The 16,073-nt window shown below is 61.5% G+C and carries 12 protein-coding genes and 1 tRNA gene; 5 read left to right on the top strand and 8 right to left on the bottom strand.

The genetic code is table 11. From position 1 onward, the window contains the following. The first annotated feature begins 51 nt into the window (after positions 1-51). A complete protein-coding gene (locus GTQ41_RS22530) occupies positions 52-1,368 on the top strand; it encodes a PAS domain-containing methyl-accepting chemotaxis protein (RefSeq protein ID WP_047296532.1) in 1,317 nt (438 codons plus the stop codon). A 171-nt stretch (positions 1,369-1,539) separates the two neighbouring features. Further along, the gene (locus GTQ41_RS22525; RefSeq protein WP_047296529.1) at positions 1,540-2,139 is read left to right on the top strand and encodes a flavin reductase family protein; all 600 of its coding nucleotides are present in this window, start codon (positions 1,540-1,542) and stop codon (positions 2,137-2,139) included. Between the two features lie 90 nt (positions 2,140-2,229). On the opposite strand, the gene ggt is transcribed toward GTQ41_RS22525, so the two are convergent. After that, a complete protein-coding gene (ggt, locus tag GTQ41_RS22520; protein WP_047296565.1) occupies positions 2,230-4,062 on the bottom strand; it encodes a gamma-glutamyltransferase in 1,833 nt (610 codons plus the stop codon). Positions 4,063-4,326: 264 nt separating this feature from the next. On the opposite strand from ggt, the gene GTQ41_RS22515 reads away from it, so the two are divergent. Then, positions 4,327-5,427, top strand: a complete 1,101-nt coding sequence (locus GTQ41_RS22515; RefSeq protein WP_047296528.1) for a DUF2817 domain-containing protein — start codon at positions 4,327-4,329, stop codon at positions 5,425-5,427. Between the two features lie 96 nt (positions 5,428-5,523). Here the strand turns inward: GTQ41_RS22515 and GTQ41_RS22510 are convergent. The 6 genes from GTQ41_RS22510 to GTQ41_RS22485 form a co-directional block, all read right to left on the bottom strand. Further along, positions 5,524-5,600: transfer RNA gene (locus GTQ41_RS22510), tRNA-Met, on the bottom strand. Positions 5,601-5,686: 86 nt separating this feature from the next. Next, a complete protein-coding gene (locus GTQ41_RS22505; RefSeq protein ID WP_047296563.1) occupies positions 5,687-7,141 on the bottom strand; it encodes an amidase in 1,455 nt (484 codons plus the stop codon). Positions 7,142-7,202: 61 nt separating this feature from the next. Then, on the bottom strand, positions 7,203-8,249 hold the full coding sequence (locus GTQ41_RS22500; protein WP_047296526.1) for an extracellular solute-binding protein: 1,047 nt from the start codon (positions 8,247-8,249) through the stop codon (positions 7,203-7,205). A 27-nt stretch (positions 8,250-8,276) separates the two neighbouring features. Then, complete coding sequence (locus tag GTQ41_RS22495; protein WP_047296524.1) at positions 8,277-9,083, bottom strand: ABC transporter permease; 807 nt, start codon at positions 9,081-9,083, stop codon at positions 8,277-8,279. Then, the gene (locus GTQ41_RS22490; protein ID WP_047296522.1) at positions 9,083-10,003 is read right to left on the bottom strand and encodes an ABC transporter permease; all 921 of its coding nucleotides are present in this window, start codon (positions 10,001-10,003) and stop codon (positions 9,083-9,085) included. Before GTQ41_RS22490 ends, GTQ41_RS22495 begins: the two co-directional genes overlap by 1 nt. 15 nt (positions 10,004-10,018) lie before the next feature. Beyond that, positions 10,019-11,137 (bottom strand): ABC transporter ATP-binding protein, encoded by a 1,119-nt coding sequence (locus GTQ41_RS22485; protein WP_047296520.1) that lies wholly within the window; start codon positions 11,135-11,137, stop codon positions 10,019-10,021. A 227-nt stretch (positions 11,138-11,364) separates the two neighbouring features. Here GTQ41_RS22485 and GTQ41_RS22480 point away from each other — a divergent pair, with 227 nt between their 5' ends. Then, a complete protein-coding gene (locus GTQ41_RS22480; RefSeq protein WP_047296518.1) occupies positions 11,365-12,267 on the top strand; it encodes a LysR substrate-binding domain-containing protein in 903 nt (300 codons plus the stop codon). Here the strand turns inward: GTQ41_RS22480 and GTQ41_RS22475 are convergent. Continuing rightward, positions 12,260-14,317 (bottom strand): methyl-accepting chemotaxis protein, encoded by a 2,058-nt coding sequence (locus GTQ41_RS22475; protein ID WP_047296517.1) that lies wholly within the window; start codon positions 14,315-14,317, stop codon positions 12,260-12,262. The two genes, GTQ41_RS22480 and GTQ41_RS22475, sit on opposite strands and share 8 nt — an antisense overlap. Before the next feature lie 456 nt (positions 14,318-14,773). On the opposite strand from GTQ41_RS22475, the gene GTQ41_RS22470 reads away from it, so the two are divergent. Continuing rightward, entirely contained in the window at positions 14,774-15,991 is a 1,218-nt protein-coding gene (locus GTQ41_RS22470; protein ID WP_047296514.1) for an MFS transporter, read from the top strand. The last annotated feature ends 82 nt before the right edge of the window (positions 15,992-16,073 follow it).

Below are 16,073 nucleotides of genomic sequence, written 5' to 3'. Positions count from 1 at the left end.
CAAGGCCGATGGCTAGTCTGCATCCCGCTTTCTTTCCATCGGTATCTGCCCATGTTCAACAAACGCCTCAAGCAAGAGCTGGCCACTCTTCGTGAAGAACTCTCCAGCCTGCTGCAGGTGAAGGAAAGCCTGGAAAGCGAGATGCTGGTGCTGACCCTGGAACCCGATGGCCGGATTCAGTCGGTCAACCACAACTTCCTCGGCGAGATGCTCTACAAGAGCCAGGACCTGGTGGGGCGCGCCATTGAAGACATCGTTCCGGCGCACGTGAAGGCCGATGACTTTCACCATCGTTTCAAGGCTGCCCTGACCCGTGGCGAACATTTCGCTGGTGCAGTGCGCCTGCTGCGCGGCAATGGCGAAGAAGCCTGGCTGCGCTCGATCGTGCAGCCGGTGCGCGCTTCGGACGGGCGGATCAAGCATTTCTCGATCTTTTCCAGCGACCTGACCCGCACCATCGAAGCCTCTCGCGAACACGAAAACCTGATCGGCGCCCTGGTGCGCTCGACAGCGGTGATCGAATTCGACCTCAACGGCAATGTGCTCAATGCCAACGAGCGTTTTCTGCAGGGCATGGGTTACAGCCTGGCGCAGATCAAAGGCAAACATCATCGGATGTTCTGCACGCCTGAGGAGTACAACAGCGCCGAGTACCAGAATTTCTGGCGTCGCCTGAACAATGGCGAATTTGTCGCCGACCGTTTCAAACGGGTCGACAGCCACGGTCGTACGGTGTGGCTGGAGGCGTCCTACAACCCGGTGGTCGATGCCAACAACAAACTGTACAAGGTAGTGAAATTCGCCACGGTGATCACCGATCAGGTCAACCGTGAACAAGCGGTTGCCGACGCGGCCAGCATTGCCTACAGCACTTCGCAGCAAACCGACAGCACCGCGCAACGTGGCACCACGGTGGTCACCGAGGCGGTGAATGTGATGCGTGATCTGTCGCGCCACATGCAGGCGGCCGGTGAGGGCATCGAGGCACTGAACGAGCAGTCGCAGGTGATCGGGACTATCGTCAAAACCATCAGCGGCATTGCCGAACAGACCAACCTGCTGGCGCTCAACGCGGCCATCGAAGCGGCCCGCGCCGGCGAGCAGGGCCGGGGCTTTGCGGTGGTGGCCGACGAAGTCCGACAACTGGCTTCGCGCACCAGTCAGGCGACCGAAGAGATCGTCGGCGTGGTGCGGCAGAACCAGGAGATGGCCCGTAACGCCGTGGCCTTGATGACCGATGGCAAGCTGCAGGCAGAACAAGGCCTGGCGCTGGCGGCGGAGGCGGGCACGGTGATCGTCGAGATTCAGGACGGCGCGCAGAAAGTGGTGGATGCGGTCGGGCAGTTTGCCAATCAACTCTCTAACTGATTCCCCCGCCAATACCTGTAGGAGCTGCCGAGTGCAACGAGGCTGCGATCTTTTGATGTTGATTTCAAGGATCAACATCAAGATCAAAAGATCGCAGCGTGCCGCAGCTCCTACAGGTTTTCACCAGCGGCTGGCGCTACAATCTGTTCCTTTTTCCCGGAGCAGATCCCCATGAGCGCCTCCCACCGCCGCCCGGTGCCCCTGAACAAAGCCTACCGTCTGCTCAATCACGGGCCGACCGTGCTGGTCAGCGCCGCTCATGACGGCCAGCGCAACATTATGGCCGCCGCTTGGGCAATGCCACTGGATTTCGAACCGCCGAAAGTGGCCGTCGTCCTCGACAAGTCCACCTGGACCCGGCAGTTGCTCGAAGCGTCCGGCACTTTTGTGCTCAACGTGCCGTGTGTCAATCAGGCTGACATCGTGCAAACCGTCGGCAATACCTCGGGGCTGGAGATCCAGCAGAGTCAGGGGCTGGACAAGTTTCAGGCTTACGGCTTGCAAACCTTCACCGGTGAAACTGTCGAGGCGCCGTTGCTTGAAGGCTGCGTGGCCTGGCTCGAATGCCGCTTGCTGCCCGAACCGCGCAATCACGAGCAGTACGACCTGTTCCTCGCCGAAGTCATCGCCGCTCAGGCCGATGAACGGGTGTTCAGCGACGGCCGCTGGCACTTCGACGGGCACGACGGCTTGCGCACGCTGCACCACGTGGCCGGCGGGCATTTCCTGACGATTGGCGATGCGGTGGACGGTAAAACCCTGCCGGTTTGATTCGCGAGCCTTTTGCGGCAGATGAGCACAATTTATCAGGCATAAAAAAGGCTTACCTCGCAGTAAGCCTTTTGTTTTCCATGCGTAGCCTCAATCTCCCAACGCTTCCCCTTCACGCCGCGGATCCGCACCACCCGCCAACGACGCTTTACCCTGCGCATCCTTGACCCGCACGATGGCCTGGGTGCCGCTGGTCATGTCGATTTCATTGACTGTGTGGCCCTTGTCTTTCAACGCCTGAATCAACGCAGGGTTGAACTGGCCTTGTTCCAGTTCGGTCGGGCCATTGCGGCTGCCGAAGTTGGGCAGGCTGATCGCGCTTTGCGGGTCGAGGTTCCAGTCGAGCAGGCCGACGGTGGTCTTGGCCACGTATTCGATGATCTGCGAGCCGCCCGGCGAGCCGACGCTGGCGAAGAACTCGCCGCTGTCGCGATCAAAGATCAATGTTGGCGCCATCGACGAGCGCGGGCGTTTGCCGGGTTCGACGCGGTTGGCGACTTTCTGCCCGTTCTCTTCGGGGATGAACGAGAAATCGGTCATCTGGTTGTTCAGCAAAAAGCCCTGCACCATCAGGTGCGAGCCGAACGCCGCTTCGATGGTGGTGGTCATCGATACCGCGCCACCGAGGTCATCCACCGCCACCACTTGCGAGGTGGAGATACGCAACGGTGAGCGATCCGGCGCGTAGGCCACCTGTACGCCCGGCGGCGTGCCGGGTTTGGCGCTGCCCATGCTGCGTTCGGCGATCAGGCTGGCGCGGCTGGCCAGATAACCCGGATCTACCAGACCTTTGACCGGTACCGGGACGAAGTCGGTGTCGGCCACGTATTGCGCGCGGTCGGCATAGGCCAGGCGTTCGGCTTCGGCGATCAGGTGCACGGCTTGTGGATTGGGTTCGATACCGGCCGGTTTGTTGGTTTTCACGGGTTTGAGCGGCGTCAGCGACAGGCGTGGATCGCGGCTTTCCAGCGCTTGCAGGGTACCGAGAATCTGCGCCACGGCGATCCCGCCCGACGACGGCGGCGGCATGCCGCAGACCTGCCAGCGTTTATAGTCGGTGCACAGCGGAGCGCGCTCTTTGGCCTTGTAGCCTTGCAAATCATTCAGCGACAAGCTGCCGGGGTTAGCGTGGCCCTGCACCTTGGCGACGATCTCTTCGGCGATCGAGCCTTTGTACAGCGCGTCCGGACCTTCGTGGGCGATGCGCGTGAGCACGGCGGCCAGTGCCGGATTCTGCAGGCGCGTGCCAACGGCTTTGACGCTGCCGTCGCGGTTGAGGAAGTAGGCGGCCATGTCCGGCGATTTACCGATCACCGGGTCGGACGCCAAGAGCGAATGCAGGCGCGGCGAAATCACGAAGCCTTGCTCGGCGAGTTTGATCGCCGGTTCGAACAGCGTGGCCCACGGCAGCCGGCCGTGTTGCTTGTGCGCCATTTCCAGTGCACGCAACACGCCCGGCGTGCCCACCGAGCGCCCGCCAATCTGCGCCTGCGGGAACGGCATCGGTTTGCCGTCGGCCTGCAGGAACAGCTTCTCTGTGGCACCCGCCGGGGCGGTTTCGCGACCGTCGTAGGTGCGCACCTGTTTGCCGTCCCACAACACGATCATCGCGCCGCCACCGATCCCGGAGGATTGCGGCTCGACCAGGGTCAGCACGGCTTGCATGGCAATCGCCGCGTCGATGGCCGAACCGCCCTTGCGCAGCATCTCGCGCCCGGCCTCGGCGGCCAGCGGGTTGGCGGCTGCGGCCATGTGTTGACTGGCGTGGCGAGTCTGCAGGTCGGTGCGGTAACCGGAAGCGGCTTCCGGTGCCAGCGGCAAGGTCGAGGAAGGCGGGGCGTTGCACGCGGTGAGGGTCAGGGCGCTGATGATCAGCGTCAGGGCAGGCAGGCGAAAGCGGCTCAGGGGCAGGGCTGGGAACACGTGGGGCTCTCCGTCCGTGGGGTAAAAGGTCTGACGGACTTTATCGACCGGCCGGTCGCGACGCAAACCGCCGGGCATTTTTGCCTTTCTTTTCGGGGCGGATGTTCGCTAGGGTCAATGCCAAATTGATCGAACTGAAACAAAGCCCTTGTGGGAGCGAGCTTGCTCGCGAATGTGGCGTGTCAGGCAATCAAAATGTTGAATGCGCAATCGCCTTCGCGAGCAAGCTCGCTCCCACACCTACAAAACCAACAAGAGGCCGACATGCACAGCGAGTTTCCCACCGAGTCCAGTTACCGTGATCAGCGCGAACAGTTTCTGACCGCCGCCCAAACTGCCGGAGCCACGCTCACCTCGTACGCCCATCCGCGTTGCGGCCCCTTCGGCGAACCCTTGAGCACCGACGTCGCTGTGCTCGGTGATCCGCAGGCCAAACGTCGTTTGGTGGCACTCAGCGGCACTCACGGAGTTGAGGGCTATTACGGTTCGGATTGCCAGATCGACTGGTTGCAAGCTTTCGTTCCCGGCTCGCTGCCCAAGGATGTCGCGGTTGTGATGATCCACTTGATCAACCCATGGGGCACCGCGTGGCTGCGCCGGGTCAACGAAGACAACATCGACCTCAACCGCAATCATCTGGATTTCACCGCCCCGTTGCCGGATAACCGCGCCTACGCCACGCTGCACGAGATATACGCCTGCACCGATTTGCACGGACCGCAGCGCGCGCAGGCCGATGCCTTGCTCGACGCAGAGATTGCCGAACACGGCTGGCCGGCGGTGATGTCGATTGTCGAGGGCGGTCAGCACAGTCATCCCGATGGCCTGTTCTATGGCGGCCGCGCACCGAGCTGGTCGAATCGCACCTTGCATCAGATTATCGACGCGCATTTGACCGGTGCGGAAACCGTGATGTGCTTCGACCTGCACACCGGTGCTGGCGAGTACGGCCATCCGATGTTGCTGACCATCACCCAAGCGCCTTACCCGGCGCTGGTGCAAGCGCAATCGATCTACGGCCCGTGGCTTTACACCTTGCACACCGGCGCGCAAACGTTGAGCGAAACCGGTGTCGCAGCGACGGCGACCGGCTACACCTCGCAGGCGTTGCTCAACGCATTACCGGGTGTGCAACTGATGCCGTTCGTGATTGAGTGCGGAACGTATCCGGGGCCGGAGGTGCATCGTTATTTGCGCGATGACCAATGGCTGCACCTGCATGGTGATCCGCTGGATGCGACGGGGCGGGCGATCAAGTTGAATCTGCTGGAGCAGTTTTATCCGGCCGATCCGGACTGGCGTGCGATGGTCGGGTTGCGCACTCGGCAGATCTGGGCGAAAGGACTGACAGCACTGGCAAGCTGAAAACCAGATGAGGGGAGAAATCCCCTCATCGCAACATCGGACTTTTCTTGAGGCATAAAAAAACGGCCTACCTTTCGGTAAGCCGTTTTTAGTACTTGGTGGCTACACAGGGACTTGAACCCCGGACCCCAGCATTATGAATGCTATGCTCTAACCAACTGAGCTATGTAGCCAAGTGGCGCGCATTATTCCCCTGAAATGGAAAAGCGTCAAGCGTAAATTTAAAAATTTTTTCTACGCTTTCAACCGTTTATCAAAATCACAGGCCAAGCAGCGGCGAAGGACAACGTTCGAACCAGCGGCTGGCCTGTTCATAGGCGTGCGCCAGTTGCAGAACCGCGAAGTCGGCCTGGTGCCGGCCGATGATCTGCAGCCCCATCGGCAGCCCCTGCGCATTGAAGCCGGCCTGAACGCTCGCCACCGGGCAACCCGACAGCGTGCCGGGGATCACCACCTCCATCCAGCGGTGATACGTGTCCATGCTCACGCCCTCGATAGACGTCGGCCAAGGCTGGGTTTTATCGAACGGGAAGAGCTGTGCACTGGGCAGCAGCAGGTAATCGAAGCGTTCGAACAACCGGGAAATCGCCCGATACCAATCGCTGCGCACCACCGACGCGGCGAACACTTCGCTCGCCGAAAGCTTCAGACCGTTTTCCACTTCCCAACAGGCTTCCGGTTTCAGCAGCTCGCGTTTCTGTGGATCAGCATAAGTTGCGCCCAGCGACCCCGCGACCATCCAGTGCCGCAACGTCCGCCAACTGCTCCACAACCGCTCAGGCGCGAACCCCGGCTGAACGGATTCAACGTGGCAGCCAAGGCTTTCAAAGTCGGCAAAGGTCCTCTCGCACAGCGACAGAACGCCGTTTTCCATTGGCAGATAACCGTTGAAGTCTCCCAGCCACCCCAATCGCGTGCCCTTCAAATCACGCTCCAGCGGCGCTGCAAAGACCTCTCCGGATTCAGCGATGGACAACGGCGCCCGCGCATCGCCCCCAGCCTGCACCGACAGCAGCAACGCCGCATCGCGCACGCTGCGGGCCATCGGTCCTTCATAGCCAAGTTGATCGAAAAACAGATCGGCACTGTCATCAAACGGCACGCGGCCCTGAGACGGGCGGAAACCAAAGATATTGTTGAACGCCGCCGGGTTGCGCAGCGACCCCATCATGTCGCTGCCATCGGCCACCGGCACCAGATGCATCGCCAGCGCCGCTGCTGCGCCGCCGCTGCTGCCACCGGCGGTTTTGCTCGGGTCATAAGCGCAGCCGGTAGCACCGAACAGCGTGTTATAGCTCTGCGAACCGAGGCCGAATTCCGGGGTGTTGGTCTTGCCGATGATGATCGCACCGGCGGCCTTGATCCGCTCGACCATGATGCCGTCGCGCTCGGGGATAAAGTCCTTGAACAACGGTGAGCCGAGTGTGGTGCGGATGCCTTGGGTCAGCGACAGATCCTTGATCGCGTGGGGCAGGCCGTGCATCCAGCCACGGTATTCGCCACGGGCCAGTTCGGCGTCGCGCGCATCGGCCTGGGCCAGCAGAACATCCGGTGCCTGCAGGCTGATCAGCGCGTTGACCTGCGGGTTGAAGCGTTCGATATGGGCAAGATAAGTCTGCATCACTTCGCGGCAGGACACTTGGCGCAGGCGGATGCGGTCGGCGAGGGCGTGGGCCTGTAAAAGGACCAGTTCGCTGATGTTATTGGAGTTCATGACAACGGCGCCTTTCAGACGGCTGAAGAAACGCCCCGGCGTCATGCCGAGGCGGCAGGAGTCAACGCATCAGGTTGGTCCAGAGACGGTCAGCGAGGCGGATCGCGCCTTCGCCGCAGGTCTTGCTGAACACTACGTGGGTGCCCTCGGGAATGTGCAATTCCGGCGCATCCTTGAGCGTCGCATCGAGGAACGGTTCGACGCCTTTGATCGGGCTCTGGTGTTTGAGGAAGTTCTGGGTCATCGCCGCGTTTTCCGGCTGGCTGAGGAAGGCGATGAACGCCTTGGCATTCGCCGGGTTCTTGCTGCCGGTGGGGATGACCATGTTGTCGACCCAGGCCAGTACGCCTTCTTTCGGGTACAGGTATTTCAGGCTCGGTTTCATCTCGCGGGCGCGCATCGATGAGCCGCCCCAGAACATCGACATGTCGATTTCACCCGAGGCGAGGTTTTCGCGGATCGAGCCGGCCTTGGAGCTGTAAGTCTTTACGAACGGCTTCTGCGCCTTGAGCAGCGTCAGCACCTGTTGCATCTGTTTCGGGTCTTCACTGCACAGCGGCACATTCAGATAGAGGCTGGCCATGTCGACCATTTCGCTGGTCGAGTCGAACATGTTGATCCGTCCCTGCAACTCGGCTGGAGGCTCGTACAAAACCTTGTAGCTGTCAGTCGGGCCTTTATAGCGCGCGGTGTCGAGGACCACGCTGGTGGTGCCCCAGATGAATGGCACCGAGTACGCGCCCTCCGGGTCCCAACTCGGTTTTTTCAGGTTATCCACAACGCTGGCGTAGTACGGCTCCTTGACCGGGTCGAAGCGCTCCAACAGGTTTTCCTTGATCAGGATCGGGATGAACTGGTGCGAAGGAATCGCCACGTCGTAACCGGCGCCGCCCTGTTTCAGTTTGGCCAGCAGGGTCTCGTTGGAGTCGTAGGAATCGACGGTGACTTCGATACCGGTCTGCTTCTGGAACTTGGCAAGAATCTCCGGCGAGAAGTAGCCGCTCCAGCTCACCACGTTGAGTTTTTCCGCAGCCTGAACGCTGCCGGCCATCGCCAGCGGCACAGTCAGGAACAACGCAGTGCTGACGCTTTTTATCCACTTGCTCATGCTATTTCCCCACAGTTCTTGGAAGGTTCAGGCGTTCTTTTTGCCCAGCAGGTAAGAGAGGCTCACAAACAGCACCGAGACGCCGAGGATCAGGGTCGACACGGCGTTGACGTCGGGTGTCACGCCCATGCGCAACAGGCCGAAGATGAAGATCGGCAGCGTTGTCGTACCGGCCTGGGCGACCATCATCGAGATCACGAAGTTATCCAGCGAGACGATGAAGGCCAGCATCAGCCCGGAGAAAATTCCCGGCATCAGCAGCGGCAAGGTCACCTTGCGGAAGGTCCGCCACGGGCCGGCATACAGGTCGGCCGAGGCTTGCTCCAGCGACAGGTCCATGTCGTTGAGACGCGCACGGATCGGCAGGTAGGCGAACGGAATGCAGAACACCGTATGGGCGATGATCAGGTTGCCGTAGCCCAGCGACAGGCCGATGGTGGAGAACAGCGCCAGGGTCGCCACACCGACGACAATTTCCGGCAGCACCAGCGGCAACATGATCGCGCCCATCGACAGTTGCAGCCCTTTGAACTTGGCGCCGCGTGAGGTGCCGAGGGCGGCGAGGGTGGCAATCGCCGTGGCGATCATGCTCGCGCAGACCGCGATCAACAGGCTGTTGCCGGCAGCCTGGCGCAAGGCCTGATTGGCGAACGCGGCGCGATACCAGTCGAGGCTGAAGCCGGTCCACACCGTTGCCGACTGGTTGGCGTTGAACGAGAACACCACCAGCACCACGATCGGCGCGTACAGGTACAGATAGAACAGGAAACTGAAGCCGCCGAAACCGGGGAAGTCCTGCACGCCCAGCCCTTTGCGTTTGAATGGCGCGAGCATCACGCACCTCCTTTAGCGATGCGCTGGCGCTCGGCGCGCAGGGCATACACGGTCAAGACCAGCATCACGGCGGCCATCAGCACCAGCGACAGCGCGGCGCCGAAAGGCCAGTTACGTGCATCGCTGAACTGCCGGAAAATCAGGTTGCCGAGCATCATCCGCGTGCCGCCACCGAGCAGTTCCGGGGCGATCATCGCGCCCAGGCACGGCACGAACGTGAGGATGGCGCCAGCGAGAATTCCCGGTTTGGCGATCGGCAACACCACTTTGCGCAAGGTGCGCACGCGGCCGGCGTACAGATCCTGCGCCGCTTCGAGCAGGCGGATATCCATCTTTTCCAGCGTGGCGTAGATCGGCAGCACCACGAACGGCGCGTAGGTATAAACCAGCCCCAGTAGCACCGCGCCGTCGGTGTACAACAGCTGCAACGGTTCATGGATGACGCCCATGCCCAGCAGACTGTTGTTGATCACCCCGGTGTTGCGCAGCAGCAGAATCCACGCGTAGGTGCGGATCAGCAGGTTGGCCCAGAACGGCACGGTGATCAGGAAAATCAGCAGGCCACGCCGATGCGCCGGTTGCATCGCCAGCCACACCGCGACCGGGAAGCCGATCAACAGCGTGATGAGTGTGGTCAGCCCGGCAATGCCGACCGAGCGCAAGGCGATGATCAGGTAGGAGTCGGCGAACGCCAGGCTGTCGTCCATCTGCCGTTCGAACAGCAACGAGGTGTAGGCATCGCTGCTGAAGACTTTATTGACCCCGCCGTAGGGGTTGGCTTCCATCAGCGAATAGCCGATGACGATCAGGATCGGCACCAGCAGAAACAGGCCGATGGCGACCAGCGCCGGGCTGACTCCGAGGAAGCTCTGGAAGGCCTTGCGGCGTTCCAGCGTGTTGGTAATCGGTAAGGTGTGCATGGCAACTCCTCGGACTCAATCGTGCAGGACGCTGGCGCTTCCCCGGTCGAACAGCAGACCGGCCTGAGAACCGACGGCAAAGCGCAGGCTCTGGTCGACGCAGTTGGGCGTGCGCACGGTGAGGCGCGAGCCGTCGCCGAGGCTGACCTGATATTGCAGGTCGGTGCCGAGGTAGATCTGCGCTTCGATCCGACACGGCAGCGCGGCCTCGGTCGCGGCAGGCACCAGATGCAGGCGCTCGGGGCGTACCGACAAGCTCACGCTGGCGCCGATCGCCACGTCGCTGCACGCTTGCGCCGGCAGCGGGTGCCCGGCCGGCCCGGCGAACCAGGCCATGCCGTCCTCGATCTTCGTCACCGTACCCTGGATGAAATTGGTTTCGCCGATGAAGTCGGCGACGAAGCGATTGCGCGGGCGTTCGTAAATATCTTCCGGGCGGCCGACCTGCTGCACTTCGCCCTCGGACAACACGGCGATGCGGTCGGACATGGTCAGCGCTTCTTCCTGGTCGTGGGTGACGAAGATGAAGGTGATGCCGGTCTTGGCCTGAATCGATTTCAGCTCTTCGCGCATGGCCTGGCGCAGCTTCAGATCGAGCGCGGAAAGGGGTTCGTCGAGCAGCAATACTTTCGGATGCGGTGCCAGGGCGCGGGCGAGGGCGACTCGCTGTTGCTGACCACCGGACAGCTGCGCCGGCTTGCGATTGGCGAAGCGTTCCATCTGCACCAGCGCGAGCATCTCGCGCACACGCTCCGCGATTTGCGCTTTGTTCAGCACCTTGCCCATCGGCTGCGATTCGAGGCCGAAGGCCAGGTTCTCGGCGATGGTCATGTGCGGGAATAGCGCGTAATGCTGGAACACCGTGTTGACCGGGCGTTGGAACGGCGGGCGATCAGCGATGTTTTCGCCGTACAGCAGAATCTCGCCTTCGGTGGGAAACTCGAAGCCGGCGATCATCCGCAGCAGGGTGGTCTTGCCGCAGCCGGAAGGGCCGAGCAGGGTAAAGAATTCGTTATCGCGGATGTCCAGATCGATGTTTTTCAACGCCACCGGACCGGTGTCCGGATCACCGTAAACCTTGCGCACCGAGCGGATCGACACCGCCAGCGTTTGCAGCGAATGCAGGGCATTCATGCGTTACCTCCGATTCCCCCATCGCCTGCGATTGCGCTGCACATCAGCCAATCAGTCGGGCCATGGATATTATTTTTCTGGGCAGGATCGAGATTGCGTACGGGGTGAAACCAGCTGTTTTATTGTTCTGCTGTGGCTCGATTATCAGCCAGTGCTTGCGTGAGGCGACACTTCAATTTAAACATGGCAGCTGTTAGTTAATTTAACAGCCAAAGGCGCCAGGAATCATGCCCGACCACCGTTTGCCGCCGCTCAACGCGGTGCGTGCGTTTGATGCCGCCGCACGCTTGGGCAGCTACGTCGAAGCCTCGAAAGCCCTGCACGTGACCCAACCGGCGATTGGTCGGCATGTGAAGTTGCTGGAGGACTGGCTGGGCATTCAGCTGTTCGAGCGCACCTCGCGCGGGGTCAACCTGACGCCGGCGGGTGAGAAGTACCACCGCAAGATCAGCGCGGCGTTGCAGTTGATCATTGAAGCCGGCAAGGAGGCGCGGCCGAAAGATGCCGAGCGCTGGTTGCGGATCATGGTGGTGCCGGGGTTTGCCAAGCGCTGGTTGATGCCAAGGATCGAAACCCTGCGGCATCTGCGACCGGGATTGAAACTGGCGATCGAGCCAAACTCGACCTTCACCGAAGTCGACGGCAAAAGTGCCGATCTGGGCATCGTCTATGGCCTCGACGGGCAGTACGCCGACTCCCGTGCAGCATTGATCTGCCCGCGGGTGTTTCCGATCTGCACCCCGCAATACCTCGCCAGCATCGAGCCTGTGATCGGCCCGGCAGATCTGGTTCGCCATGAACTGATCCACGTCGATGACGGCGAGTGGTGGAACCTGTGGTTCGCCGCCAACGAGCTGGATATTCACCTCAATTCCGACATGCTTTACGTCAACAACGATCACGCGCTGTCGGTGGCCGAGAGCGGGCAGGGCATTGCCTTGGCCAATGAAGTGCTGGTTCGCGAGGAGCTCAAGTCCGGCAAACTGGTGCGCGCGGTGGACGCGCAGGTGAAGCTGGAAAGCTATCGGGTCCTCACGCCGTCCGCCGAGTTCTCGGCGGATGTGGCGTGGTTTATCCAGTGGCTGAAGACCGAGCTGGAAGCGGACTTCCCCGAAGCCGTGATCAGCTGAGCCGGAAGCGTGCGGTGTTGTCGCTCAGAGCCTTGCTGCCCTGACTCAGGGTATCCGCCGCGAGATTCACCGCGCGGGCGCCCTCAAGCAGACGCACCGCGGCTTGATCGACCTGCTGGATATTGCCGCTGACTTCATCGGCGGTGCTTGCCTGTTCCTCCACGGCGGTGGCGATCTGCGCCAGGGTGTCAGTGACACTCTGCACCGCGCTGGCGATTTCGCCGAGACGTTCACCAAGTCCGGTCACGGCTTCGGCATCCGACTGCGCCTGGCCGCAGGCGGCTTCCATCAGGCTCACCGCCTCGTTGACCGTGGCGCGCAGGCTGTCGACCGTGCCGGCGATTTGCGCGGTCGATGACTGGGTACGTTGCGACAGGCTGCGCACTTCATCGGCGACCACGGCAAAGCCGCGTCCCTGTTCGCCGGCGCGCGCGGCCTCAATGGCGGCGTTGAGCGCGAGCAAGTTGGTCTGCTCGGCGACGCCACGGATGGTGTCGACCACCAGTTGAATCTGCTGCCCCTGCTCGCTGACGCGACCGAGTGCCGCTGCGGTGTCGTTCAGGCGTTGGTTGAGTTGCTGAATGCTCGCCGTGGTGCGCTGGCTGTCGCGGCTGCTGTCGGCAGCGATGCGCCGGGTCTGTTGGGCGCTGCCGGAGGCCTGTTCGCAACTCTGCGCCACACCTTGCGAAGTGGCGGCCAGTTGCGTCGCAGCGGCGGCGATCTGGCTGATCTGCAACTGCTGCGCTTCGACTTCGCTCAGCGCGCCGCTGGAATGATCGTTGAGGCTGCGCACCGCGTGACTCAGTTGCGAGGTTTCGTGATCGACCCCGAGCATGCTGGCGCGCAGTTGCACCACGGCGACGTTGAGCGCGGTGCTGATCGCCGCCAGCTCATCGCGGCCCACCACCGGCACTTGCAGGCTCAGGTTGCCGTCACGCAGGGCTTCGGCAAGCAGGGTAATGCCGCTGGCGCTGCGGCGGATCGAGGCTTGCAGGCAGACGAACAGGTACAACGCCGCCAGCAACAGGCAACCGAACACCGCGGCGACCACGATGAACTGGCGAATCGCCGAAGCGTGGTAAGCGTCCAGGCGCTGATCCAGCGACAGCAGTGATTGCTGGCGCAATGAGGCGAGATCGCCCAACAGTGCATCGAGGCTGCGTTCGAAGTCTTCCGGTTTGAGTGTAATGCTGCCGCCAAACACGCCGTCATCCAGCACCTTCAGCCCGGCATCAAGGCGCTTGAGACTGTCGTGATACTGACCGGCCCAGGTGTGCAAACCGCTCGGCAGACGCGCTTCGAGCAGACCTGCGGTTTTGACAAGCTGTTCGCGGGCATCGCCGATGCGGCCACGCAGATCGCGCAGTTGCAAGCGACTCTGCAAAGTGAATTGTCCCGAGACCACTGAAGCCTGGCCGACGGCGGCGAGGCGGCCTACGCGCTCGATCAGATCCGGTGCGTGCTGCGTGGAGATCTGCGTCAGCAGATAGGTTTCCAGCCATGGCGCCAGCGTCAGGCGGTTGTCCATGACGATTTGCTCGCGCAACGCTTGCAGGGCGCTGAGGGCGTTGGTGAAGCGGTCGTAACCGTCCGGCCACCAGCCGACGCTGCTCAGGCTTTTCGAATCCAGACCGCCGAGCGCGGTTTGCAGGGCTTGATAGCGGGCGAGGGTTTCGCCTTCGGCGCCTTCCTTGTTCAGAGCGTTGCCCAGATCGCTGGTGGCTTGCTGGAGGGCCGGTTGCACTGCATCGAATGCCGCCATGGCGGCGAGGGTGGCCGGGGTCGGCTGGCGATTGGTTTCGGTGGCGCGCCAACGGGCGGCGCGGTCACGCTGGGCGGCGAGCAGGTTGTCCAGGGCATCGAGGCTGAGCAACTGGCGCACGCCGGCACGCTCACCGGCAATCAGATTGAGTTTGTTGCGATAGTCCTGACCAATCATCAACAGGCTGCCAGCCAACGGCAGAATGAACAGCAGAAACAACAGCTGGAATTTACGCGCGAAGCCAAACCGCCCCAGCAATTTGATCCCCGGTGAAAGGAAAGCCTGCATGCCCCATGACTCCTCTGGACACCACGCACCAATGGCGTGCATCGCGGTCGTGCGACCTCGATGTTGTGCCCTGCTAAAAGGCCTCGAAAGTTCACTCTCGCCCGCTCGGTAGGCCGGCTCTGTAGCGAAACTTCCCATTCTCGGCGACCTTTGTAAGGCCGCCGCGTTCGAGGGGAGAAGCAAGGCAAGATTCAGACCATGGCGTTGAGCTATCACCTATCCCATGTAGGAGCTACCGAAGGCTCGGGCCGCGATCGGACGATCTTTTGATCTTTGTTTTTAAGATCAAGATCAAAAGATCGTCCGATCGCGGCCCGAGCCTTCGGCAGCTCCTACAGAGATTGGTCTGTTATTCGGTTGATTAGTTAGCTGGCTAAGGGGATGGCGCTGATGCACCGAAAAATGGCACATTGACGCACCTGCCTGCGTGCACCCATCTGCTGTACGGAAACTTCCATGGCTATCAGCAACGCTCAGACCGCCGCTGCCTCGGCGTCCGTTCCTCCCCAAAGCAGCCCGTTGGTGATGCGTATCATCGGCGCGGTGGCGCTGGCGCATTTGATCAACGACCTGATTCAGTCAGTGCTGCCGTCGATCTACCCGATGCTCAAAGCCAACTATGGCTTGAGCTTCACTCAGGTTGGGCTGATCACGCTGACCTTCCAGTTGACCGCATCGCTGTTGCAGCCGTGGGTCGGTTACCACACGGACCGCCATCCAAAACCGTGGCTGTTGCCGGCGGGCTCGATCTGCACGCTGATCGGCATCGTGATGATGTCGGTGGTCGGCAGTTTCCCGTTGATTCTGCTGGCGGCGGCATTGATCGGTATCGGTTCTTCGACCTTTCACCCCGAAGCCTCGCGAATTGCCCGGCTGGCCTCGGGCGGGCGCTTTGGTCTGGCGCAATCGACCTTCCAGGTCGGCGGTAACGCCGGTTCCGCGTTCGGCCCGTTATTGGCAGCGGCGATCATTATTCCGTTCGGTCAGGGCAACGTGGCGTGGTTCGGTCTGTTCGCGGTGTTTGCGCTGTTCGTGCTGTACCGCATCAGTCGCTGGTACGCCCATCACTTGAACCTGTTCAAGCTCAAGGCTGGCCAGGCGGCGACTCACGGGCTGTCGAAGGGCAGGGTGATCAGTGCGCTGGTGGTGCTCGGCTTGCTGGTGTTTTCCAAGTATTTCTACATGGCCAGCCTTACCAGCTATTTCACCTTCTACCTGATCGAGAAGTTCGACCTGTCGGTGGCCAGTTCGCAGTTGCACCTGTTCCTGTTTCTCGGTGCGGTGGCGGCGGGGACGTTCTTCGGCGGGCCGATTGGCGACAAGATCGGGCGTAAGGCGGTGATCTGGTTTTCGATTCTCGGCGTGGCACCGTTCACCTTGCTGATGCCGCACGTCGATCTGTTCTGGACCTCTGTCCTCAGTGTGGTGATCGGCTTCATCCTCGCCTCGGCGTTCTCGGCGATTGTGGTGTACGCGCAAGAGCTGGTGCCGGGTAATGTCGGGATGATTGCCGGCGTGTTCTTCGGCTTGATGTTCGGTTTTGGCGGGATCGGCGCGGCGTTGCTCGGGCATCTGGCGGATGTGCACGGCATCGAGTACGTGTATTTCCTGTGCTCGTTTTTGCCGTTGTTTGGCGTGCTGGCGATCTTCTTGCCACGAACCAAGAAGGCCTGACCCCACACCATTTCCAACTGTGGGAGCGAGCCTGCTCGCGAATGCGGTGTGGTATTCACAGAGGTGTGACTGACACTCCCTT

The organism is Pseudomonas sp. AN-B15 (assembly GCF_019056475.1).
Lineage (GTDB): Bacteria > Pseudomonadota > Gammaproteobacteria > Pseudomonadales > Pseudomonadaceae > Aquipseudomonas > Aquipseudomonas parakoreensis.
Note: the sequence above shows the minus strand (reverse complement) of the source record. Positions and strands in the feature narration are given on the sequence as shown.

Coding starts and splice junctions, on each gene's coding strand:
- GTQ41_RS22495 (WP_047296524.1), bottom strand. CDS start 9,083: ATGCTCGCGCCATTCAAACGCAAAGGGCTGGGCGTGCAGGACTTCCCC.
- GTQ41_RS22490 (WP_047296522.1), bottom strand. CDS start 10,003: ATGCACACCTTACCGATTACCAACACGCTGGAACGCCGCAAGGCCTTC.
- GTQ41_RS22525 (WP_047296529.1), top strand. CDS start 1,540: ATGAGCGCCTCCCACCGCCGCCCGGTGCCCCTGAACAAAGCCTACCGT.
- GTQ41_RS22530 (WP_047296532.1), top strand. CDS start 52: ATGTTCAACAAACGCCTCAAGCAAGAGCTGGCCACTCTTCGTGAAGAA.
- GTQ41_RS22470 (WP_047296514.1), top strand. CDS start 14,774: ATGGCTATCAGCAACGCTCAGACCGCCGCTGCCTCGGCGTCCGTTCCT.
- GTQ41_RS22475 (WP_047296517.1), bottom strand. CDS start 14,317: ATGCAGGCTTTCCTTTCACCGGGGATCAAATTGCTGGGGCGGTTTGGC.
- GTQ41_RS22485 (WP_047296520.1), bottom strand. CDS start 11,137: ATGAATGCCCTGCATTCGCTGCAAACGCTGGCGGTGTCGATCCGCTCG.
- GTQ41_RS22505 (WP_047296563.1), bottom strand. CDS start 7,141: ATGAACTCCAATAACATCAGCGAACTGGTCCTTTTACAGGCCCACGCC.
- GTQ41_RS22480 (WP_047296518.1), top strand. CDS start 11,365: ATGCCCGACCACCGTTTGCCGCCGCTCAACGCGGTGCGTGCGTTTGAT.
- GTQ41_RS22500 (WP_047296526.1), bottom strand. CDS start 8,249: ATGAGCAAGTGGATAAAAAGCGTCAGCACTGCGTTGTTCCTGACTGTG.
- GTQ41_RS22515 (WP_047296528.1), top strand. CDS start 4,327: ATGCACAGCGAGTTTCCCACCGAGTCCAGTTACCGTGATCAGCGCGAA.